We start from the raw sequence: 21602 nt of genomic DNA on the forward strand, positions 1-21602 counted from the left end.
TAATCCATGAACGACATCCAGCCCGTCATTCTTTCCGGTGGTTCCGGCACCCGCCTGTGGCCGCTCTCGCGCGAAGCCTATCCCAAGCAGTTCCTGCCCCTGGTCGGTGACCACACGATGCTGCAAGCGACCTGGAAGCGCGTGGCGGCGATCGCCGGTCGCGCGCCGATCATCGTCGCCAACGAAGAGCACCGCTTCATCGCCGCGGAACAGTTGCAGCAGGTCAATGCACGCCCGCAGGCGATCCTGCTGGAGCCGATCGGCCGCAACACCGCACCGGCGATTGCACTGGCCGCACTGGAAGCAACCCGCAACGATCAGGACGCCCTGTTGCTGGTGCTGCCCTCCGACCACGTGATCACCGATGAAGCCGGCTTCCGCGAAGTGGTGCGCGAAGCCGTCGCCGCGGCCGAGGCCGGCAAACTGGTCACCTTCGGCATCGTGCCGACCGGTCCGGAAATCGGCTACGGCTACATCAAGGCGGCCACGGGCACGTCGGTGCGTCCGGTCGAGCGTTTCGTCGAGAAGCCCGACCTGGAAACCGCCCAGGGTTATGTCGCGTCCGGCGAGTACTACTGGAACAGCGGCATGTTCCTGTTCAAGGCCTCGCGCTACTTGGAAGAGCTGGCGAAGTTCAACCCGGCGATCCTCGAGGGCAGCCGCAAGGCCTGGGAGCTGGCCAAGCGCGATGCCGACTTCATCCGCCTCGACAAGGATGCCTTCGCCGCCACGCCATCGGATTCGATCGACTATGCGGTCATGGAAAAGACCCATTCGGCCGTGGTCGTGCCGCTCAGCGCTGGCTGGAGCGACGTCGGCTCATGGTCCGCGCTGCGCGAGGTCTCGGTGAAGGACGCGCAGGGCAATGCTCACCATGGCGACGTCATCGCGGTCGACTGCCGCAACACCTACGCCTATGGCAGCCGCCTGATCGCGATGGTCGGCCTGGACGACGTGGTCGTCGTGGAAACCGACGACGCAGTGCTGGTCGGACGTGGCGAGCGCATCCAGGAGGTCAAGGCCGTCGTTGCGAAGATCAAGCAGGACAACCGCTCCGAGGCGACCTGGCACCGCAAGGTGTACCGGCCGTGGGGCGCCTACGACTCCATCGACATGGGCCAGCGTTTCCAGGTCAAGCGCATCACCGTCAAGCCGGGCGCCACGCTCAGCCTGCAGATGCACCACCATCGCGCCGAGCACTGGATCGTGGTCAGCGGCACCGCCGAAGTCACCCGCGGCGAGGAGGTATTGCTGTTGACCGAAAACCAGAGCACCTACATTCCGCTCGGCGTCACCCATCGCCTGCGCAACCCGGGCAAGCTGCCGCTTGAGCTGATCGAAGTGCAGTCCGGCAGTTATCTCGGCGAGGACGACATCGTCCGCTTCGAAGATACCTACGGCCGTACCTGATCCATCGGTAGCAGCCACTCGCGAAAACGGCGACCGAAAGGTCGCCGTTTTCGTTTCTCGCCTGAGAGGACGATGTCGCCTGCGCATCCGACCTCAGGCGCGTGTCGGCAACTCGTCTAGCACGCGCCCGACGCCTTCGCGCCAGTCCGGCAACGTGACTCCGAACGTCTCCCGTAGCGACGTCGTGTCCAGACAGGAATAGGACGGACGGCGTGCCGGCGTCGGGTAGTCCGCGGTGGTGATGGCCGCGACCTTCGGTATCCGTGCGATCAAGCCCCGGGTCTGGGCCTGAGCAAAGATCTCCTCGGCGAAACCGTGCCAGCTGGTCTGGCCGAGAGCGGTGAGGTGATAGCTACCCCACACCGGCTGCGGATGCCGCAGCACCTGCACGGTGACATCGGCGATCAACGCCGCCGGGGTCGGCGTGCCGATCTGGTCGGCAACCACACGCAGCTCATCGCGCTCGGCACCGACCCGCAACATCGTGCGCAGGAAGTTGTTCCCATGCGAGGCATACACCCAGGCCGTGCGGAAGATCAGGTGCTTGCCGCCTTCCGCGCGAATCGCCTCTTCGCCTGCCAGTTTGCTTTCACCGTATACGCCCAACGGTGCGGTCGCATCGTCGGGCAAATACGGACGCTTGCCCTGGCCGTCGAATACGTAATCCGTCGAGTAATGCACCAGCGGCACGTCATGCGCCGCACACCAGCGTGCGATGACACCCGATGCCTGCGCGTTGGCCCGGAATGCGGCATCGCGATCGCCTTCGGCCTTGTCCACAGCGGTGTAGGCGGCCGCATTGATGACCCAATCCGGACGCTCGACGTCGAGCAGTTCCACCAGCGATTCCGGCTGATCGAAGTCCGCACGCAGGCAGCTTGTGCCATCCGGCAGCACACCACTGCGCGTCGTCGCCACAACCTCATGACCGACCAGCGCACGCAGCAACTCCTGGCCGACCTGACCGTTGCCACCGAACACCAGAACCCTCATGGCACGTACACCGGCAACCTTTCTTCCGCGATCTGCTCCAGGAAAGGGGCATTGGCATCTTTTGCCGACAGCACCGGATCTGAGATCGGCCAATCCACGCCAATGGCGCCGTCGTTCCAACGCACGCCGGCATCGGCTTCCTTCACGTAGACGTCGGTGCACAGGTAGTTGAACACCGCGCGCTCGGACAGCACCGCAAAGCCATGTGCGAACCCTTCCGGGATCCAGAGCTGGCGCCGGTTCTGCGCGCTCAGCACCACCGCCTCCCAGCGACCGAAGGTTGGCGAGCCGCGACGGATATCGACCGCCACGTCGTAGACCTCGCCCTCGAGCACGCTGACCAGCTTGCCCTGGGGCCGCGGCCACTGATAGTGCAGCCCGCGCAGCACGCCGCGTACGGAGGTCGAGACGTTGCTCTGAACGAAGTGAGCCCGCAGACCGTGTTGCTGGAAACGATCCGCGTTCCAGGCCTCGAAGAACACCCCACGCTCATCGCCGAACACAGCCGGCTCGATTACCATGCAGCCCGGCAGTGACGTTTCAATCACTTTCAATGGATCACTCCTCGCCTGGCGAGTTCATGTAGATACTGGCCGTAGCCGTTCTTCAACAGCGGTGCGGCGAGCGCCTCCAACTGAGCCGCATCGATCCAGCCCTGGCCGAAGGCGATCTCCTCAGGGCAGCACACCTGCAAGCCCTGGCGCGCCTGGATCGTCTCGATGAAGTTGGCCGCCTCGTGCATCGACTGGTGGGTACCGGTATCGAGCCAGGCGTAGCCGCGTCCCAACGCTTCCAGATGCAGCGTACCTTCTTCGAGATAACGCCGATTGAGATCGGTGATCTCCAGTTCACCGCGTGGCGATGGCTTGAGTTCGGCGGCGTAGTCCGGTGCCTTGCCGTCGTAGAAGTACAGCCCTGTCACGGCATAGTTGGAGCGTGGTTGTGCTGGCTTTTCCTCGATGTCGATGACCTTGCCCTGCGCATCAAACTCAGCCACGCCGTAACGTTCCGGGTCACGCACCCAGTAGCCGAACACGGTCGCACCGTCCTGGCGTTCATCGGCGCGCTTGAGTGTCTCGGTCAAACCGTGGCCGTGAAAGATGTTGTCGCCCAACACCAGGCAGCTCGGCTGGCCGGCCACGAACTCACGGCCGATCAGATAGGCCTGCGCCAGGCCATCCGGGCTCGGCTGCACCGCATAGCGGATGTCCATGCCCCACTGCGAGCCGTCACCCAGCAGGTTTTGGAACAGTGCCTGCTCGTGTGGCGTATTGATGATCAACACCTCACGGATCCCGGCCAGCATCAGCACGCTGAGCGGGTAGTAGATCATCGGCTTGTCGTACACCGGCAGCAGTTGCTTGCTGACGCCCTTGGTGATCGGATACAGCCGCGTGCCGGAACCACCGGCGAGGACGATGCCCTTGCGTTGTGTCATCGGTCTTTATCCTTGTACGGCCCGCACGCGCAGGCGCGGGCTCTTGCGAAAGACTCGCACCTACGCCGCAGCGCCAATGCGTTCGAGGCGATAGCTGCCATCGAGCACGCCGCGCACCCAGTCCTGATTATTCAAGTACCAATCCACGGTGAAGGCGATGCCTTGCTCGAAGCTGTATTTCGGCTCCCAGCCCAGTTCGTTCTTCAACTTGGAGGCATCGATCGCATAGCGGCGGTCGTGGCCTGGGCGATCGGTGACGTAGGTGATCTGGCTGGCGCGCGGCTGACCATCCTCACGCGGACGACGTTCGTCCAGCAGTTCACAGATCGCGCGTACCACTTCGATGTTCTGACGCTCGGCATTGCCGCCCACGTTATAGGTCTCGCCTACCCGCCCCTTGGCCAGCACCGTACGGATCGCCTCGCAATGGTCGGCGACGAACAGCCAATCACGCACCTGCTTGCCGTCGCCGTATACCGGCAACGGTTCGCCGGCCAACGCCTTGGCGATCACCAGCGGGATCAGCTTCTCCGGGAAGTGGTAGGGGCCGTAGTTGTTGGAGCAGTTGGTGGTCAGCGTCGGCAGACCGTAGGTGTGGTGGAAGGCACGCACCAGGTGGTCTGAAGCGGCCTTGGACGCCGAGTACGGCGAGTTCGGCGCATATGGCGTGGTTTCGGTGAACTTGCCGGTCTCGCCGAGCGTGCCGTAGACCTCGTCGGTGGACACATGCAGGAAGCGGAACGCCTCGCGATGGCCGTCCGGCAAGGCCTTCCAGTAATCGCGCACGGCTTCCAGCAGGCCCAGCGTACCGACCACGTTGGTCTGTATGAACGCGCCCGGGCCTTCGATCGAGCGATCGACGTGACTCTCGGCAGCGAAGTTCACGACTGCGTCGGGCTGATGCTCGGCGAGCAAACGCGCCACAAGGTCGCGGTCTCCGATGTCGCCGTGCACGAACAGATGATCAGGATTGCCTTGCAGCGAAGCGAGCGTGTTCAGGTTGCCTGCATAGGTCAGCGCATCCAGGTTGATCACCCGGTGTCCATGTGCCACCGCCTGGAGGACGAAGTTGCCGCCAATAAAACCGGCACCACCGGTCACGAGCCAAGTTGCCAACGCACATCCCCTAGTCGTTAATCTGCCCCGCAAGAAACAAGGCACGTTCCAGCAACTCAGTTTACCTTGCGGTGCCGGATGGATGACCAATCGGGACATGCGCCACCCGGCACGCCCCATACGCCATCGCATGGTCAGGCTTCCCCCGCTAGAATTGACACACTGCCCCGCGCCAGCCGCCGCGGCCGGGCCTTCCCGCAACTGCTGAAGGATCTCGTACAAGATGAAAATCCTCGTCGCCTACAAGCGCGTGGTGGATTACAACGTCCGCATCCAGGTGAAGCCGGACGGTTCCGGCGTGGTCACCGACGGCGTCAAGCTCTCGGCCAACCCGTTCGATGAAATCGCCCTCGAAGAAGCCCTGCGCCTGCGCGATAAAGGCATCGCCACCGAAGTCGTGGTCGTCACGATCGCCCCGGCGGACGCCGCCGCGCATCTGCGCAATGGCCTGGCCATGGGCGCCAACCGCGCCATCCACGTGGTCACCGACGCCCCGATCCAGCCGCTGACCGCCGCGCGCACCCTGCTCAAGCTGGTCGAGAAGGAACAGCCGCAACTGGTGATCCTCGGCAAGCAGGCGATCGACGACGACGCCAACCAGACCGGCCAGATGCTGGCCACGCTGTGGGGTCGGCCGCAGGCCACCTTCGCCAGCAAACTGGAGATTGCCGGCGACAAAGCCACCGTGACCCGCGAGGTCGATGCCGGCCTGGAAACGCTGGATGTGGACCTGCCCGCGGTAGTCACCACCGACCTGCGCCTGAACGAGCCGCGCTTCATCAAGCTGCCCGACATCATGAAGGCCAAGAGCAAGCCGCTGGAGACGCTCGCCTTCGCCGATCTCGGCGTGGAGGCCAACGACAGCCTGAAGACCACTCACTACGCCGCGCCGGCCAAGCGCAGCCGCGGCGTGATGGTCAAGGACGCCGCCGAACTGGTGGCCGCACTCAAGCAGAAGGGGTTGTTGTAATGAGCAGGATTCTCGTAATCGCCGAACACCTCAACGGCCAGCTCAATGCCGCCACCGCCAAGACCGTCAGCGCCGCACAGGCCATCGACGGCGCGGCTATCGATATCGTCGTGCTGGCCGCCGACCCGGCCGCCATCGCCACACAGGCCGCGCAGATCGCGGGCGTGGCCAAGGTGCTGAGCGTGGCCAACCCGGCCAATGCACACGCCATCGCGCAGGTGCTCGCCCCACAGATCGCTGAACTGGTCAAAGCCGGCGGCTACAGCCACGTGTTCGGCCCGTCCACCACCTTCGGCAAGGACCTGCTGCCGGTCGTGGCCGCACGGCTGGGCGTCAACCAGATTTCCGATCTGATGGCCGTCGAGGGCGCCTACACCTTCAAGCGCCCGATCTACGCCGGCAACGCGATCATCACTGTCGAAGCCCCGACCGACCAGGTCGTTGTCGCCACCGTGCGCAGCGCTTCCTGGCCGGAAGCGGCCAAGGGCGGTAATGCCACGGTGGAGGCAGCCACTACCTCCGCCCCCCTACCGGGCCACACTCGCTTCGTCGGCCTGGCCGCCGGCAAATCCGATCGCCCCGACCTGCAAAGCGCCAGGCGCGTAGTGTCCGGCGGCCGCGGCGTCGGCTCGGCCGAGAACTTCCAGGTCATCTACCAGCTCGCCGACAAGCTCGGCGCGGCCGTGGGCGCCTCGCGCGCCGCCGTCGACGCCGGCTACGTGCCGAACGAACTGCAGGTCGGCCAGACCGGCAAGATCATCGCCCCGGAGCTGTACGTGGCGGTCGGCATCAGCGGTGCGATCCAGCACCTGACCGGCATCAAGGATGCGGGCACGATCGTGGCGATCAACAAGGACGGCGAGGCCCCTATCTTCGAGATTGCCGATATCGGGTTGGTGGGGGATCTGTTCAAGCTGCTGCCGGAGCTGGAGACAGCGTTGGGGTGATCCCCCGACAGTCATCGGGCCCCTACATGGGTGCCCGATGAAAATACGCCAGTTGTCGCTCAGTTATCGCCGAAAAGATCTCGCGTATAAACCTTTTCCCTGACATCCTCCAAGGCATCAGACATCCGGTTGCTGATGATAACGTCGGCTTCCGCCTTGAAAGCTTCAAGGTTATTGACCACACGCGAGCGAAAGAACTCCGCTCCTTCCAGGCATGGCTCGTGGACGATCACATCCACGCCCTTCGCCTTGATTCGCTTCATGATCCCCTGGATGCTGGACGATCGGAAATTGTCCGATCCGCTCTTCATGATCAAGCGATAAATACCCACTACCCTGGGCTGTTTCCTGAGAATATCTGTCGCAATGAAATCCTTGCGGGTGGTATTGGAATCAACGATCGCTCGAATCAAGTTCTGCGGTACGCTCTGGTAATTCGCCAGCAACTGCTTGGTGTCCTTCGGCAGACAGTACCCGCCATAACCGAACGAAGGATTGTTGTAATGCCCACCGATACGAGGATCCAGACAGATGCCTTCAATAATCTGGCGGCTGTCCAAGCCATGGGTCAGCGCATAGGTATCAAGCTCGTTAAAGTAGGACACGCGCATCGCCAGGTAGGTATTGGCAAAAAGCTTGATCGCCTCCGCCTCCGTCGGCTCCGTGAACAGCACTGGAACATCCTTCCTCAGGGCTCCCTCCTGCAGCAGCCCGACAAACACTCGCGCGCGCTCAGAGCGTTCGCCAACGATGATCCGCGACGGATACAGATTGTCATAGAGCGCGCGACCTTCGCGCAGGAACTCCGGTGAGAAAATGATGTTGTCCACACCGAACTGCTCGCGCACCCTCTGTACGTACCCAACCGGTATGGTCGACTTGATCACCATCGTCGCCTTCGGGTTGATCTGCAGCACCTGCCCAATCACGGTCTCGATCGAACGCGTGTTGAAGTAATTCGTATCGGAGTCATAGTCCGTCGGCGTGGCGATGATGACGAAATCAGCGGCCCCATACGCTTCAAGAGGATCCAGCGTGGCCCGGAAATTCAGCCCACCACCCGACAAGTGCTCCTGAAGCTCCTTGTCGACGATCGGGGATTCCCCTCTATTGAGCAGATTGACTTTATCCGCCACGATGTCGAGCGCCACTACCTCATGCCGACGGGCTAGTAATATCCCATTGGAAAGTCCAACGTAACCTGTACCTGCAATTGCGATTTTCATAGAGCCTCAATAAAGAATCGACATTCGGATTTCGAAAGCTACGGTTCCCAGTAATATCAGTCTAAATGCCGACTTACCAATGCTCATCCAGCGGCTCCCTTTCCTCCTCCCAGCTCATCCCCAGCGCAGCCTGGCAGCATCCCGCGCACATTCAATGGCACACGCATGGAGACGACAGCCAAATAGAGCACTACCACGAAATGCCAAAGGGCAAAGGGCCATCGCGGGTCGGCGAACAGGCTCCAGATACTCCCCGTAACGAAAGGACGCCATAGCGCACTGAACTCGGGCACATACCAGCACAGGTATTCCCTGGAGTAATTTTCGGACCAACATGCTTCCATGTTGTTCTGGGCGAAGACATAACCATCGAGCGCCACCCATGAAGAGAGCAGCAGCACGAGAAGGATCCAGATGGAGTTGCTCCGTTCGCGCTCCTGTGTGGTTAGAGCCACCGCAAGTAACAAGCAGGCTGGTGCGCACATGAACAGGAAAAAGCGCGGCCCCCAGAAGCTCCCTCCATACCATGCCCACCACTTTGAATACATCAGAACAGGTAATGCCAATGCCAAGACCGCCACCACCGTACCGCTCTTGGTGAGACCTATTAAGGCCCTCAAGCGCCCCGAGAATCCGAGAAGCAACGCAGGAATGAAGAATATGATTCCCTTGCCTATGGAGAACAATATGGATAGCAAACCAAATGCCAGCGGATAACTGAAACCCGGCTCACCGGAATAAGGAAGAATAGTCCTAAAGCCGTGCTCATTGTCAGAAAAGTAGCCCTGATTCACACCGCTCTTCTTGAACCACATTTCCGCGGCAACTAGCGTCACCGCGACAGCGAAAGCCACTAGCGGAGTTTTCTTCCTTTCAAGAAGAAACCAGGCCACCGAAAATCCCAGCAATGGTGGCAACAGAGCGGGCGTGTTCGCGCAACCCAGGCCGAAGAGCAGCACCGAAGCAAGCGGTCGACGATCGATCCACAGCACGGCAAGAAACATAAAGAGAGAGGTCAACACCTCCCCATAATAATTCTGGAGGTGATGCGGGAACATCGAAGCCGAGGCCATCAGCAGAAGCCAGACCCGACCAATGCGAGCAGAATACCTGACGGCGAGTTCACCATAGAGCAGAACAGCGAATATCCCGAACAGCATCACATTGAAATAGGCCACTAAGATGATGCGTTCAACGCCCCAAACGTCAGCAAGCCAAGCTAGCGGCAGGGAAAGCACTGGCTGGACAAGGGAGAACTTCGATAACGACGAGCCATCCCCCATTAGCGCTTGCACGGCAGCAAATCTGACCAAGCCGTCCCCACCCACCACTGGATGCAGCGTTGCTAGCAGAACGACGAAACCGACGCAAATGAGTGCCCATTCGAACACCGCCCGTCTACCTGCCATTCTCATCTCCCTCAAACACTCAAAATGCACCGGATCAAGGTGCAGAGCCCTGCAAACTGATAGTGGCAGGAGTCAAGCCCTGCTCGTGGAACCATACCCGTCCCTCCTGTACCAGGGATATGTCCAGTACCTGTTGTGTATCGGGCTGTTTTTCCGACCCCTGGACCAGGAATCCAACTGTGCGGCTCTGTCCTGCGGCTACGGCAACTCCGGCCCCAAGTTCGACCCTCGATTCCCATCCGACATTCGCATCGATTACATTCTTTGTTCGAATCCGCCATGACAATCGAAGAGGATGCTCCGATGGCAACCCAAGCAGGTCATAGTCGCTACGATTGGTGACTGTCGTTTGGATTTGCCATGCATCTGGCCCGGCGCGCACAACCGAGTCGACATGAATCGTTATCTCGTCGATTTTATCGAACGGAATCTCCGCTGGATTATCGTCGATACACCTTTCGGCTCCGACAACGAACAGCGCACCCCGTTGATTACGATTGGATTCTTGATGAATACGCTCGCTGTTGAAACGACGTGCGGCATCCAGCCGGGCCTTGGCCTGCGTACAGCCTTGCACAGCAGGATCCCAGTTGGCGTAACCAGGCGGGAAATTCCCGGAGTAACCGTTCAAGGTGCCTACACCCCGCTCCTGCGCCAATAGCATTCCATCCAGTTCCAACATGTAGAACGGATCGGTTCCATCTTGGGGGACAAACAACACCGCATCCTTCGGCAGCTCGACGGGCACCTTGGCAGCGACCTTCTCCGCACGCGTCTTGCCCTCATCAATCTGGTAGAACCGCGCCTTTGCCGTGATGGACTCCGATACCATCACAATGCACAGCACTGCAACCAGTGCACGCCACTGCATTCCTTTACGCATTGCTGCATCTACCGCAGCCGCAACTAGGATGGCCAATGGCAACATCATCATCAAGATGATGCGAGATACTGCCCTGATCGAGTTGACACCGGGGAAATCCGCAAAGAACAAATAGAACGACTGGTTTTTCAAGCTCAATGTCAGGGCGATCAGAAGCACCAGGCAGAAACCCGCCGTGCGCACCCGTCTCGAACGATCCATGAACAGCGCCGCGAACGCCAGCGACAACGCACCTATGCCCACGAACATCTGATGTTCGTGACGCATCTGCAGCCCTCCTGCCAGACGATCACTCATCCCGTGCCAAAAGCTGGAGGCATCCGCGAGAAAGTAGCTACGGATACGTGGCAGCATAGTCGCGATGTCCGCCGGACTACGTGAGAATCCGTACAACTTGGAGTAATAGATGTACGGATACATCAGGAACAAGATGCTGAGCAACGCCAGAAGCAGCATCACAGCGGTCACCAACGCCTTCCCCCGGTGATTCATACACCGTCGGTACGTATCAGCGAACAAAGCAATGGGAAGTGTACGTTCCAGCCACGCCTGGGCAGCCACCCAAGCTAACAGTACAAGACAGAGGAAGTAACCCAGGTAAATGGAGATGTAGAACTGTACGGCCACCACCAGCGCCATGCAGCCGAGCAACCGGGGGTCGGCCTGCTGCCGGAAGCGCTCCCAGAGCAGAAGTGCCAATGGCGCGGGGAAACAATAGACCAACTGCGCATGGTCCGCACGCGCGACAGTCGGCATGCCGAAAGCAAAGAGAAACGCACCGACCGCACCTGCAACTGCAGAGTATCCCAACTTGCGGAGCACGATGTGCATTGACACGAAGTTGAGGACATACCCCGTGAGATACCAAAGATCGTATGCGACGTAACGATCAGCTCCAACCGCACGGTAGATCGAATAGATCCATGCACTCCCCCAATGATTGTCACTGAAGGCGAGGGCTCCAGGCATCGGGTAGAAGAACCCGGGACTCATCAACTGCTCCCCGCTACCGCTCACCCAGCGATAGAAGTACTCAAGGATGATCCCATTGAATCGAGCATCTCCCAGATCGCCCGGCACTCCAGCGAGATAGTGCGTATGCGCAAGCGCTATCAGACCAAAACCCAGTGCAAACAGAGCCAGTGGCGCAAACCAGCGCCAACGATCCGGTGATGTGGCTCCGTAGCGTTGAATCCTTTTGCCCTCGATCATTCAATTCTTTTCCCAGATCGACTCACTGGCAACGATAGTCCGAGCTCATATGACTATCGCGAAATGGATCTGTCAGCGCATCAGTGTAATGGCCCGTCAACAGACGCTGGGTTGGCAGCAGATTCTTGCGGAAGAATCTGCTGAACGAAGCCAGCCGCTCTCCTCGGTCGGTTAGCCTCACGCAACCGTCATGGATATAGATCGTGCCAGATTGGAGCTGTTCGGTTAGCCGGACCTCAACGAGATGGTGCTCTCTTACGTATTCGTCAGTGAATACCTGCCTGAAAGCGTCCTCACGTATTCCACCACCACGTTGTTGCAACTTCTCGAGGATATAGAACGAAAGCGAGCGATCCAGCACGGTGGGAACCGAGATCGCGAACAGGTAACCACCAAGGAGCCAGATGACCAGCAACTGGGTGATTTCAAGCGAGGTGAATCCCCTGAACAGACGCAGAGCGGCGAAAAGCCCTCCAATCAATAGCGCAGCAAGAACACCATCCAAGATACTGGCATAGAACACCACATTCACCTTGAAATAGCGCATATGGAGGTAATATACAATCAGCAGCGTAACTATGAACGCCGCCGTGGCTAGCATCGCCTTAATAAACTTGTTCATTTGAAAACCATGAATTTGTTGGCAACGAAGCTGGACATCACCTGAATGCCAGTAGCCAGAAGGAAACCCAACGCATAGTGCAGGTGATAGACGTCCGTCCACACATGCAGAATTCCTGCATGCAACAGCGCAATGCATCCATAGGTCCCCAGGAACAACATTCCCTGCCTGGCCAGGCGCCCCTGTTTTGCCCGAAATACGAAATAACGACTTCCGATAAAGGAAACAGTGATCCCGAAGATAGCTGCGATCCCGTTTGCCACACCTGCCGAACGCATGCCCAACACTTCCATGTTGAAACTCAGCACGCCGTAGTGAATCGCAGTAGCAGCGAGTCCGTTTATGAGATACCGGACGAGTTGCCCCCGAAGCTCGGCATCAAGCTTTGCGGACATGCATAACCTCTGCCAGAAAGTCCTTATAGGTGCCGGTACTCAGCACTCCGCCACTCCTGATCATGCCCGACATCATCAGCACGATTAACGTCAGAGCGGCGGTCTGCAGAAACACCAGAAGCAGGATGCCGCTGACCAGTGAGAACCAGCCGGGAGTGGCAAAACCAAGCATCTTCAGCACCAGCGCCAGCCCGCCACCCAGCACCGAAAGACCGGCAACCGCTGTGCATGCTATACCGACACGAACCAGAACGTCCTCGGCAAAGACCATCAGTGCCCGGAACCCATGCAGCGCCAACCCCACGAAGTTCATCTTGCTACGCCCTGCATAGCGAGCCCCCCGGTCCAGCGCGCACGTGGAAACCCTCAATTTCGAATTCAACACACATGCAGCCACGTGGGTCCAGAGCTCCTGCATCGAGGCCAGACGCTGTACCGCAGACATCTTGGCGGCCATGAAGTTGCCAAACCCAATCTTCCTGCCACTCAGCAGGGAAAATAGCCATTTGTAGACCACGTAGAACGTGCGGAACCTTAGTGTCTCCACGCGGCTCTTGCGCGTCGCCACAACCACATCAACCTGCGGAGAATCCAGCCCTCTTATCAATTCGGTGATGCTTTCAGGGGTATCCTCCCCGTCGGAATCCATTACCACCACGCGCTGCTCATCGCCGAAGTGGTCAGCTACATAGCTGAGCCCAATCGCAATGGCACGTTGATGCCCCACGTTTCGCCGCAATCTGATCACCACGCCATCGAGGCCAGCAACTGCAATGGCACCGGGTTCCAAAGGCTGCCGTACCGAACCATCATCGACGGCCACGACGTAGACATCCTGCCCCTGTGTCCGGGCCAGCTCTCTGAACAACTGACTTGAGGCCTCCACATCCTCGAAGACAGGCATAACGACGACGAGTGAGGGGGTGGCAGGGGAAGTCATTGTTCGAGGCGCTTCCTGAAATAAGCGATCGTTTCCTTGAGCCCATCTTCCAGCGTGACCTTGGGCTCCCAACCCAATCGGGATTTAGCCAGACTGATATCCGGCTGCCGCTGTTTCGGATCGTCAGAAGGCAATGGCTGAAATATGATCTTTGATGTACCCCCTACCAGCTTCAACACCGTTTCCGCCAGCTGCAGCATGGTGAACTCACCCGGATTGCCGATGTTCACGGGACCAGTGAAATCGCCAGGGCTTTCCATCAACCGCAGCATGCCTTCGACCAGGTCGTCGACATAACAGAAACTGCGCGTCTGAGTGCCGTCGCCGTAGATGGTAATCGGCTCGCCCTTCAGCGCCTGCACAATGAAGTTGCTGACGACACGGCCATCATTGGGATGCATGCGTGGCCCATAGGTATTGAAGATACGCATGACCTTGATTTCCAGCGCATGCTGGCGCCAGTAATCGAAGAAAAGTGTTTCGGCGCAGCGCTTCCCCTCGTCGTAGCAACTCCGAATGCCTACGGGATTGACACGCCCCCAGTAGCTTTCCACCTGTGGATGGATTTCCGGGTCACCATAGACCTCGCTGGTGCTGGCTTGCAGGATCCGGGCCTTGACGCGCTTGGCGAGGCCCAGCATGTTGATCGCGCCATGAACGCTGGTCTTGGTGGTCTGGACCGGGTCGTACTGGTAATGGATCGGCGATGCCGGGCAGGCCAGGTTGTAGATCCTGTCGACCTCGACGTAGAGCGGAAACGTGACGTCGTGGCGCATCAGCTCGAACTTCGGATTGCCGATCAGCCCCATGACATTGTCTTTGCTGCCGGTATAGAAGTTATCGACGCAAAGTACGTCTTGCCCAGAGGCAATCAGACGATCACACAGATGGGAACCCAGGAAACCGGCACCGCCAGTCACTAGCACCCTATAGCCATTCCCCGACATATCGATCCTCAGAATTGCACGGGACGGTTGCGACCCCATCCTGCGATACAGGATGACCGCTACCGCCAGTCAGTGACAGATTCCGGGATTATATGGCATATCAGAACGAGTGCATCAGCGGCGTCACAAACAATGACCTGCCATGAGCAGTGCTCGGCATTCGAGCATCGAGCACCGTCACTCGGCCGCGAGCATCCACTGGAGCGTTTCGGAAAGCGGCGCACAGTCCCATGCCCCGATCAAGTCACGTAACGCGCCGTTGGCACCACGCAGGACCTTGACCTCATTGCTCCTGACAAGGGCCGGATTCACATGCACCTGCAAGGAATGCCCGGTGATCGTCGCGCAAAAGTCCAGAATTTCACGAAGCGAGTGCGCGCGCCCCGAACACACATTGACCGTTCTGCCAACGGCCACAGGCGCTTCGATCAGGCGCCGATATGCCTCGACCACACTGCGCACATCACTGAAATCGCGCGATACGTCCAGGTTCCCGAGCTCGATGCTCGCCTCACGTCGACGATAGTGCGCCACGATCTTGGGAACCAGGAAATTTTCCGCCTGCCCCACCCCTGTGTAGTTGAAGGGCCGAACCATGATGATCGGCAGGCGCTCACTCCACAGACGTGCAGCGAACTCCATCGCCAACTTGCTCACCGCATAGTCATTCGCCGGCGCCGCCGGCGTGAGCTCACTGAGCGTCCCCTCCGAAGCATTGCCATATACATTCGCGCTACTGGCCAGCAAGACCCGAGTCGGCGGGCTATCCATCGCCGCCAGCACCTCCAGGAGATTTCGCGTGCCGATCAAGTTGACATTGTAGAAATCGTTCGCATTGCCATGACCAACGAACGCCAGAGCGGCCAGATGGATCACGATCTCCGGCCGCACCTCGGCGACAAGCGAGGCAACTGCTTCCCTATCGCAAAGGTCCACATGCACCAAACGCACATCGTCATCAGCACCATCGTCGGAACGGCGACCCGTGCCGACGACTTCATAACCATGCGCCAATAGCTCCGCCCGCATGTAGCGGCCAGTGAATCCGCTGGCTCCGGTTAGCAGGACACGCCTGGACAAACCGCTCATCAGAACGAAAAGCCCTGCTGGTTACGACGCAAATCCGCCTCAACCATCATCCGACTCAATTCTTCCAGCGTCGTCTTCGGCTCCCAACCAAGCTTGGCCTTGGCCTTGGCCGGATCACCGATCAGCAGATCGACCTCGGCGGGTCGATAGAACCTGGGGTTGATGGCCACAATCGTCTTGCCAGTAGCAACATCGAAGCCATGCTCCGCCTCGGCTTCGCCCTTCCACGCAATCTCGATATCCGCCGCCTTTGCCGCAAGATTCACGAAGTCGCGAACGGTCTCGGTACGGTTGGTGGCCAGAACATATGTATCCGGCTCATCCACCTGCAGCATCCGCCACATCCCTTCGACGTATTCCTTGGCAAATCCCCAGTCACGCTTGGCATCAAGATTGCCGAGCTCCAGCAAGTCGAGCTTGCCAAGTTTGATCTTGGCAATGGAGTCGGTGATTTTACGGGTCACGAATTCGCGGGCGCGCAGCGGAGATTCGTGGTTGAACAAGATGCCGCTGGTCGCAAATATACCGTAGGACTCACGATAATTAACCGTCATCCAGTGCGCATAAAGTTTAGCCACGCCATAAGGACTGCGCGGGTAGAAAGGAGTTTCCTCTACCTGCGGGATGGCCTGGACCTTGCCAAACATCTCTGAGGTAGATGCCTGGTAAAAGCGGATCTTCGGGTCGACAATGCGAATTGCCTCCAACAGATTCACCGCACCGATGCCGGTGATATCCGCAGTCGTGAGAGGCTGATCGAAAGATACGCCGACGAAGCTCTGCGCTGCGAGGTTGTACACCTCCTGGGCCCCCGTGGTCTGCAGCAGGCGAATGCTTGACGAGAGGTCGGTCAAATCGTATTCGACCAAATGCAGATTGGGGTGACGCTCGATACCGAGCTCTTCGATGCGCCAAAAATTCACCGAGCTGGAGCGGCGATAGGTGCCATATACCTCATAGCCCTTCTCCAACAGCAGTTGCGACAGGTATGCACCATCCTGCCCAGTGATACCCGTAATAATTGCACTTTTCTTGCTCATTCTTTTTCTCGTCGAAACTGGGTTTTAAGGAAATCCATGCCAAACCAATTCATGGCGAGTCTGGCGCGAACCGCCGCCTGCATCATCCTTGCGCGGGGATCAGAGATAGGCCGGAACGCATCATAACGCATTACCTACTTCGGGCCCGGCAATACTCGTCGGCCCCGCATTGCCGACAGAAGCCATCATGGCCCGCGTAAGTCGCTCAGCACTCTGCTGCCATGTCAGCCAAGGCATCGCATCGGTCCGCGGATGCACACCCTCGCGGAAGGACAGACTCCAAGTCCGGATGGCGTCGTGCAGGCCGATGGGCGATGCCCCGTCAAAGTAACTGGCGCAGGAGCCAGCAACCTCCCTGAACACTGGAATATCACGCGCCAGAACCGGCATTCGGCGCTGTGCGGCCTCGATCAGGGGCAGACCAAACCCCTCCGCGAACGATGCCGCTAACAGACAGCTGCAGGCACCATATAAATGCTCGAGGAACTCGTCGCTGACACCATTCAGCCAGAACAGGCGCCCCCCGCGCTCGGGATGCCGTGAGAGCCTGTCGCAGAGATCGTCAACCAACCATCCCTTCTTGCCAACTATGACCAGCATCGCATCCTCGCCTTCAGCCCATAACCGCTCGAAGGCATCCAGCACCTGAGCATACCCCTTGCGTGGCTCAATGGTGCCTACCATCAGGAAACTTACCGCCCCCTCCAACCGCTGGATCAACGCAGCCCCTTCCTCTGGCATACCACGGCTGGGTGCACTCCCCTCCAGATCGGCTCCCAGATGGAACCAATCGATTACCGGACGATGCTGCACATTCTTCTCGTCCATCCATGTCAAGACATCGTCAGCCGTCGCCTTCGAAATGCATAGCAGCGCATCGGAAACATCAATGACGCCGCTCAACCAACGTTCGTGGTGACGCCATCCTTCGCCCGGCCACCACTCGGGATTGCGGATCGGCAGAATGTCGTAGACAACGAAGGCAATACGGACACCCGCATTGGAGAAATACTCGAACCATTCCGGCAGCAGCGATACACATTCACCGACCAGGTCCAAGCCGAGGAAGATATCGCCAGCGTGGCAGACCAAGGGAGCATCCGCGTCTCCCTCAGCGTATCCCAGCAGACCGCTGGCATAGACATTGGCACAAACATAGGCTCGACGCTGCCTATCCATCCGTACCAATTGAATGCGATAGCCTTCCGGGGGGCGCTCGCCCCATTCGGCGACAATGGCCCGAGTGACCCGTTGAATGCCCGTCCCCCGATCCTCTGCTGCCAGCTCGGTGACATCAATGATGATCTTGGGCTCCGGTGGCGGGATCGACCGGTCAACCGCATCGGCCAGCGCCATCAATTCACAGTCAGTCTCGACGGGATACTGGACCAGACCCGCTTCCAATGCTTCCATGACCTCCGCGCGACTGAGCCGGAGCTTGTTTTCCGTCTCGGCATGAATTTGCTCGCATGCATCCCAGAATGCCTCCGCCACGCGCTCCCACGAAAACGAAGCCGCACGCTCACGAGAATAGGCACGCAGTTCTGCAAGCTCAGTATCGCTATCCAGATAATGAGCCATTCGTTCGCGGATAGAGTCCACATCGAAGGGATCGAACAGGGCATTCCGATACTGGGCAATCTCACGGATGCTGGAAGCATCCGACGCCAACACCGCCGCACCGCACGCCATTGCCTCCAGAACCGGAAGGCCAAAGCCCTCATGCCAGGAGGGAAACACGAAGAACTTGCATTCACTATAGAGTGCACGCAGTTCCTCATCCGTCACATAACCGGTAAACACCAGCTCACCGGCATCCAGGCCCGCTGCGGCACCGCGCGCAAGCAGCTCATCAACATGCGCTTGCGGGATACGCCCAGCGAAAACCAACCGACAATACTTACGCTGCCGCAAGCGCAACTGCGCATACGCATCGACCAACCGATGTAGATTCTTGCGTACGTCTGAACCTCCCGAGTACAGGATGAAATCTGCCTCGATCCCAAACTTCCCCCGAACCTCTGCGATGATCGGGGCATCTGGAGAGAGCGGGAAGAAGGTCGTGTCGCACGCCGCTGAAATATTGAATAGCGCATGTGCCGGCACATCAAGCATATCGACCGCCTCGGTCGCGGCGCTCTCCGAAATCGCCAACAGGCCGTTCGCACGTTTCAAGTACGCGAGCTTGTCCTGGTAGAACTCCTTGTAGGCAGGAGCCGGATCCAGATAAGTGCCGGGGTTCTTAAGTGGAATGAGGTCATACATCGTAACTACAGTCGGCAACTCAAACAGTTGGCCAACACTCGTCACCGAATGATCGCCATACCCATCGAACAGGCTTGACACATGGACCAGGTCGGGCTCCAGTGCAGCGATCGTCGCCTCTCTGACAAGTTCGGCGCGACGGATGCGAGCGACATTGCCCTGGTTCATGCCCTCAACGGGAAGCGGCACATGCCAGACGTGGATGTTCTGCTGAGGCACCAAGCCCCGGAACGCATCACGAATAGCCGGCACAGTCTCGGCGAAAGCGCCATTGAGTACCAAGTGGATATCGTGGCTGCGCGAGCATCGCGCTGCTGCCAACGCCAGTGACAAGGTGTAACGCCCTATTCCACGGAAGCGGCTCTCTGATTGCGCCCCCTGGAGATCCATCACAATACGCATCAGTCCTGCGCCCCACTGCTGCCCTTCACTCCGCCCTCTCTCATCTTCGCATATAGCGCACGGCCACGGATCGAGAGCATTTCCATAGCCTCAACAGGTTCCATCCCCTGTAGATTCACCACTTGACCCAGGGACTGGGACTCGAACGTGGGTTCGACATATGCCGCAACTGCCCCCCCTACACCGTTGTCGAGAGCCAGCCCCACGAGGCGTCTATGGAGCGGCGGGACCAACTTCGTCAGATGACCCGCTGCTCGCATGAGTGCCGGATGCCGCTGCACGCGATGCATCAGACCGATAATTCCCGTCCGCGCGTAATGGCGCGGATAGCGCACCACCCTGAATACCCCTCTAAAAGGACGAGTGAGCCGCCAGGAGCTGCTGGCATAAAGCCGCCCCAGCTGCTGCTCGAACTCGGTAGACCTCAGGTACCAATGGTGTGCGTTACTTAGCGAAGCATTGAGCTCGGCTTGCAATGCAAGCACCTTTGTATCCACCTCATTGCTAATGCGCTTGGCCATTCGAGTCTTTTCCTCGAACAGTTCAAGCTCCACCGTGCTCAGGTCATGCACCTGTCTCAGGTTCGCTGCCAGGCTCTGAAGACGTTCAGCACGTCCTTGCCACTCTGCGAGATCAGCCGCCATAGTGGCTTGCTGCTCTTGCAGCTTCGCACATTCGTCCTGAAATTCACGAACCTGCTGCCGGGCAAGAGCCAGCTCCGCCCCTGCCGAAGCCTGGCCTTCTCGGAGCGCAGCTGCTTCTGCTTCGAACTTGGCAGATTCCGCACGCCAACGCTCCGCACCGCCATCCAGTCGACCGATCAGATCGCGTTCTTGTTGACGGCTTGATGCCAATGCCTGTTCAAATCGGCCCGCCCCCCGCTCTATCGTCGAAACCAGTTCGTTCCAAGTCGGTACCGGCAGTGGGCTTCCATTATCTCCACGAATAAACTCACGTAGGCGGCTATAACTCCACTCCTTACGCTCCAACGCGAACAGCCGGATGAAGGCATTGCGGTAGCGCACAGGCAAGACCGCCACGCTGAGCTGCGGTCGCCGGATCGGGATCGGTTCCACCAAGTGGGAATGAACAATCTCACGCACCGTGATCAGAAACGCCAGGATGAGATCCTCTGGCCAAGTACAGTCTTTGGCGTTCGAGGAAATCGCACCGTAGTCAATGAGCGACACCCCCTCATCGGAGATCAACACGTTCCAGCAGCGTACGTCGTTGTGATAAAGGCCAACGGCTTCCAGGACCACCAACTGATCCAGCAGTCCGTCGATGATGTCTTCGTATGCGTAAGCCACATGCTGCGAAATCAGCTTCGATAGAATCTCGCCCGGCAACGTTTCGCGCACCACCCAGAGGCTGCGCCCATCATTCTCGTGGAACAACAGGGCAGGCGCCCTGAATCCCTCAGGCGCCCCTGTCGTGAGGAAGGCCACCTCGTTGTGATACTCGACCAGATTGGGAACGGTGAGATCGGGGTTCTCGAGCGATAGCCATTTCACCATTACCCCATCGCCGAAATAATAACGACGCGTGTTCTGATGACTACCCATCGCGAAGCCATGGGACTCCCGACTCCAGGATTCGAATGGACGAAACTGCCCCCCCAAGTACCAGTACCTGTTGCTGGCGAAGTAAAGAGGGCGGCCGATGCCGGATAGATGGGTTCCCTGGACCGACAGAACTCGCTCGAATGCGTAACCACACAGGATCTCGGCTGGATTCTCAGGCTGCGCCGGCGCCCAATACAGCGGCTCCCCACGCAGCGCAAGTTCGTAGATACCCACCTTGATCTTCTGAGCAAGCGCAGTTACCAGCGCAACCACAGTCGGGAGACCATGCTGGTAAACCAGATGATGGAAGACGCTCAGCCCAAGCACCAAGTCATAGTCGTCGGCTACAAGGCCACCAATGGCATCCTCGATGATGCCGCACTCGAACCTTGCATCGTCCAATTCATGCAGACGCGCCAGCCCCCTGCAGACGTCAACATTCTGCTGCAGGAAATCGATGCCCCGCACGCTGTATCCACGGGCGGCCAAATTCAACGAGAAAAAGCCCTGTGCACATCCCAGATCAAGCACGCGCAGCGGCCGGCCGAGCTCAGCCTCCAGTGCATCCGCAACCTGCTGGATCTGCTCGAGACGATCCTCGCAGCTACGGGAACTGCCATCGGACAACGCAGGCATACCGTAGATCGGCTGGTACTTTTCCGGCAACGCAGCGACCAGCACCTCGATTCCGGCTTCAGTCGACGCTTGAATATCAGTCATGGTCAAATCCGTG

Annotated in this window: 18 protein-coding genes; 3 read left to right on the forward strand and 15 right to left on the reverse strand. The window is 59.0% G+C overall.

Annotated elements, in window-relative coordinates:
- Positions 1-6: 6 nt before the first annotated feature.
- Positions 7-1410 (forward strand): mannose-1-phosphate guanylyltransferase/mannose-6-phosphate isomerase, encoded by a 1404-nt coding sequence (locus AC3WJE_RS02610; RefSeq protein ID WP_493729215.1) that lies wholly within the window; start codon positions 7-9, stop codon positions 1408-1410.
- A 93-nt stretch (positions 1411-1503) separates the two neighbouring features.
- Here AC3WJE_RS02610 and rfbD read toward each other — a convergent pair whose 3' ends face one another.
- The 4 genes from rfbD to rfbB are packed head-to-tail and all read right to left on the reverse strand — an operon-like array spanning position 1504 to position 4957.
- Positions 1504-2403, reverse strand: a complete 900-nt coding sequence (gene rfbD, locus AC3WJE_RS02615; protein ID WP_493729216.1) for a dTDP-4-dehydrorhamnose reductase — start codon at positions 2401-2403, stop codon at positions 1504-1506.
- Positions 2400-2957, reverse strand: coding sequence for a dTDP-4-dehydrorhamnose 3,5-epimerase (gene rfbC, locus AC3WJE_RS02620; RefSeq protein ID WP_493729217.1), 558 nt, complete (start codon positions 2955-2957; stop codon positions 2400-2402). Before rfbC ends, rfbD begins: the two co-directional genes overlap by 4 nt.
- Positions 2954-3841 (reverse strand): glucose-1-phosphate thymidylyltransferase RfbA, encoded by an 888-nt coding sequence (gene rfbA, locus AC3WJE_RS02625; RefSeq protein ID WP_493729218.1) that lies wholly within the window; start codon positions 3839-3841, stop codon positions 2954-2956. Before rfbA ends, rfbC begins: the two co-directional genes overlap by 4 nt.
- 60 nt (positions 3842-3901) lie before the next feature.
- A complete protein-coding gene (gene rfbB, locus AC3WJE_RS02630) occupies positions 3902-4957 on the reverse strand; it encodes a dTDP-glucose 4,6-dehydratase (RefSeq protein WP_493729219.1) in 1056 nt (351 codons plus the stop codon).
- Positions 4958-5180: 223 nt separating this feature from the next.
- Between rfbB and AC3WJE_RS02635 the strand changes: the two genes are divergently transcribed.
- Both AC3WJE_RS02635 and AC3WJE_RS02640 read left to right on the forward strand, forming a co-directional pair.
- Positions 5181-5927, forward strand: a complete 747-nt coding sequence (locus AC3WJE_RS02635; RefSeq protein ID WP_493729220.1) for an electron transfer flavoprotein subunit beta/FixA family protein — start codon at positions 5181-5183, stop codon at positions 5925-5927.
- The gene (locus AC3WJE_RS02640) at positions 5927-6874 is read left to right on the forward strand and encodes an electron transfer flavoprotein subunit alpha/FixB family protein (RefSeq protein ID WP_493729221.1); all 948 of its coding nucleotides are present in this window, start codon (positions 5927-5929) and stop codon (positions 6872-6874) included. The genes AC3WJE_RS02635 and AC3WJE_RS02640 overlap by 1 nt, the downstream gene beginning before the upstream one ends.
- A 59-nt stretch (positions 6875-6933) precedes the next feature.
- On the opposite strand, the gene AC3WJE_RS02645 is transcribed toward AC3WJE_RS02640, so the two are convergent.
- The 11 genes from AC3WJE_RS02645 to AC3WJE_RS02695 all read right to left on the reverse strand — a co-directional run bounded on the left by AC3WJE_RS02645 (position 6934) and on the right by AC3WJE_RS02695 (position 21589).
- A complete protein-coding gene (locus tag AC3WJE_RS02645) occupies positions 6934-8100 on the reverse strand; it encodes a nucleotide sugar dehydrogenase (protein WP_493729222.1) in 1167 nt (388 codons plus the stop codon).
- A gap of 83 nt (positions 8101-8183) precedes the next feature.
- Complete coding sequence (locus AC3WJE_RS02650; protein ID WP_493729264.1) at positions 8184-9509, reverse strand: hypothetical protein; 1326 nt, start codon at positions 9507-9509, stop codon at positions 8184-8186.
- Between the two features lie 34 nt (positions 9510-9543).
- A complete protein-coding gene (locus AC3WJE_RS02655) occupies positions 9544-11604 on the reverse strand; it encodes a hypothetical protein (protein WP_493729223.1) in 2061 nt (686 codons plus the stop codon).
- 22 nt (positions 11605-11626) lie between these two features.
- Entirely contained in the window at positions 11627-12226 is a 600-nt protein-coding gene (locus tag AC3WJE_RS02660) for a hypothetical protein (RefSeq protein WP_493729224.1), read from the reverse strand.
- Positions 12223-12621 (reverse strand): GtrA family protein, encoded by a 399-nt coding sequence (locus AC3WJE_RS02665; protein WP_493729225.1) that lies wholly within the window; start codon positions 12619-12621, stop codon positions 12223-12225. The genes AC3WJE_RS02660 and AC3WJE_RS02665 overlap by 4 nt, the downstream gene beginning before the upstream one ends.
- On the reverse strand, positions 12605-13561 hold the full coding sequence (locus AC3WJE_RS02670; protein ID WP_493729226.1) for a glycosyltransferase: 957 nt from the start codon (positions 13559-13561) through the stop codon (positions 12605-12607). The genes AC3WJE_RS02665 and AC3WJE_RS02670 overlap by 17 nt, the downstream gene beginning before the upstream one ends.
- Positions 13558-14481, reverse strand: coding sequence for a UDP-glucuronic acid decarboxylase family protein (locus AC3WJE_RS02675; RefSeq protein ID WP_493729227.1), 924 nt, complete (start codon positions 14479-14481; stop codon positions 13558-13560). Before AC3WJE_RS02675 ends, AC3WJE_RS02670 begins: the two co-directional genes overlap by 4 nt.
- A gap of 204 nt (positions 14482-14685) precedes the next feature.
- Positions 14686-15597, reverse strand: coding sequence for an NAD-dependent epimerase/dehydratase family protein (locus AC3WJE_RS02680; RefSeq protein ID WP_493729228.1), 912 nt, complete (start codon positions 15595-15597; stop codon positions 14686-14688).
- The gene (gene gmd / locus AC3WJE_RS02685; RefSeq protein WP_493729229.1) at positions 15597-16637 is read right to left on the reverse strand and encodes a GDP-mannose 4,6-dehydratase; all 1041 of its coding nucleotides are present in this window, start codon (positions 16635-16637) and stop codon (positions 15597-15599) included. The genes AC3WJE_RS02680 and gmd overlap by 1 nt, the downstream gene beginning before the upstream one ends.
- 120 nt (positions 16638-16757) lie before the next feature.
- Complete coding sequence (locus AC3WJE_RS02690; RefSeq protein WP_493729230.1) at positions 16758-19304, reverse strand: glycosyltransferase family 4 protein; 2547 nt, start codon at positions 19302-19304, stop codon at positions 16758-16760.
- Positions 19304-21589, reverse strand: coding sequence for a methyltransferase domain-containing protein (locus tag AC3WJE_RS02695; RefSeq protein ID WP_493729231.1), 2286 nt, complete (start codon positions 21587-21589; stop codon positions 19304-19306). Before AC3WJE_RS02695 ends, AC3WJE_RS02690 begins: the two co-directional genes overlap by 1 nt.
- Positions 21590-21602 lie beyond the last annotated feature (13 nt).

The sequence above is a fragment of the Pseudomonas sp. GW821-FHT07E12 genome (assembly GCF_058986605.1).

Bases quoted from the DNA above. Each gene is read 5' to 3' on its own strand.
- rfbD (WP_493729216.1), bottom strand. From the start codon at position 2,403: ATGAGGGTTCTGGTGTTCGGTGGCAACGGTCAGGTCGGCCAGGAGTTG.
- AC3WJE_RS02660 (WP_493729224.1), bottom strand. From the start codon at position 12,226: ATGAACAAGTTTATTAAGGCGATGCTAGCCACGGCGGCGTTCATAGTT.
- AC3WJE_RS02640 (WP_493729221.1), top strand. From the start codon at position 5,927: ATGAGCAGGATTCTCGTAATCGCCGAACACCTCAACGGCCAGCTCAAT.
- AC3WJE_RS02665 (WP_493729225.1), bottom strand. From the start codon at position 12,621: ATGTCCGCAAAGCTTGATGCCGAGCTTCGGGGGCAACTCGTCCGGTAT.
- AC3WJE_RS02690 (WP_493729230.1), bottom strand. From the start codon at position 19,304: ATGCGTATTGTGATGGATCTCCAGGGGGCGCAATCAGAGAGCCGCTTC.
- AC3WJE_RS02645 (WP_493729222.1), bottom strand. From the start codon at position 8,100: ATGAAAATCGCAATTGCAGGTACAGGTTACGTTGGACTTTCCAATGGG.
- AC3WJE_RS02635 (WP_493729220.1), top strand. From the start codon at position 5,181: ATGAAAATCCTCGTCGCCTACAAGCGCGTGGTGGATTACAACGTCCGC.
- AC3WJE_RS02655 (WP_493729223.1), bottom strand. From the start codon at position 11,604: ATGATCGAGGGCAAAAGGATTCAACGCTACGGAGCCACATCACCGGAT.
- AC3WJE_RS02670 (WP_493729226.1), bottom strand. From the start codon at position 13,561: ATGACTTCCCCTGCCACCCCCTCACTCGTCGTCGTTATGCCTGTCTTC.
- AC3WJE_RS02610 (WP_493729215.1), top strand. From the start codon at position 7: ATGAACGACATCCAGCCCGTCATTCTTTCCGGTGGTTCCGGCACCCGC.
- gmd (WP_493729229.1), bottom strand. From the start codon at position 16,637: ATGAGCAAGAAAAGTGCAATTATTACGGGTATCACTGGGCAGGATGGT.
- rfbA (WP_493729218.1), bottom strand. From the start codon at position 3,841: ATGACACAACGCAAGGGCATCGTCCTCGCCGGTGGTTCCGGCACGCGG.
- AC3WJE_RS02650 (WP_493729264.1), bottom strand. From the start codon at position 9,509: ATGGCAGGTAGACGGGCGGTGTTCGAATGGGCACTCATTTGCGTCGGT.
- AC3WJE_RS02695 (WP_493729231.1), bottom strand. From the start codon at position 21,589: ATGACTGATATTCAAGCGTCGACTGAAGCCGGAATCGAGGTGCTGGTC.
- AC3WJE_RS02680 (WP_493729228.1), bottom strand. From the start codon at position 15,597: ATGAGCGGTTTGTCCAGGCGTGTCCTGCTAACCGGAGCCAGCGGATTC.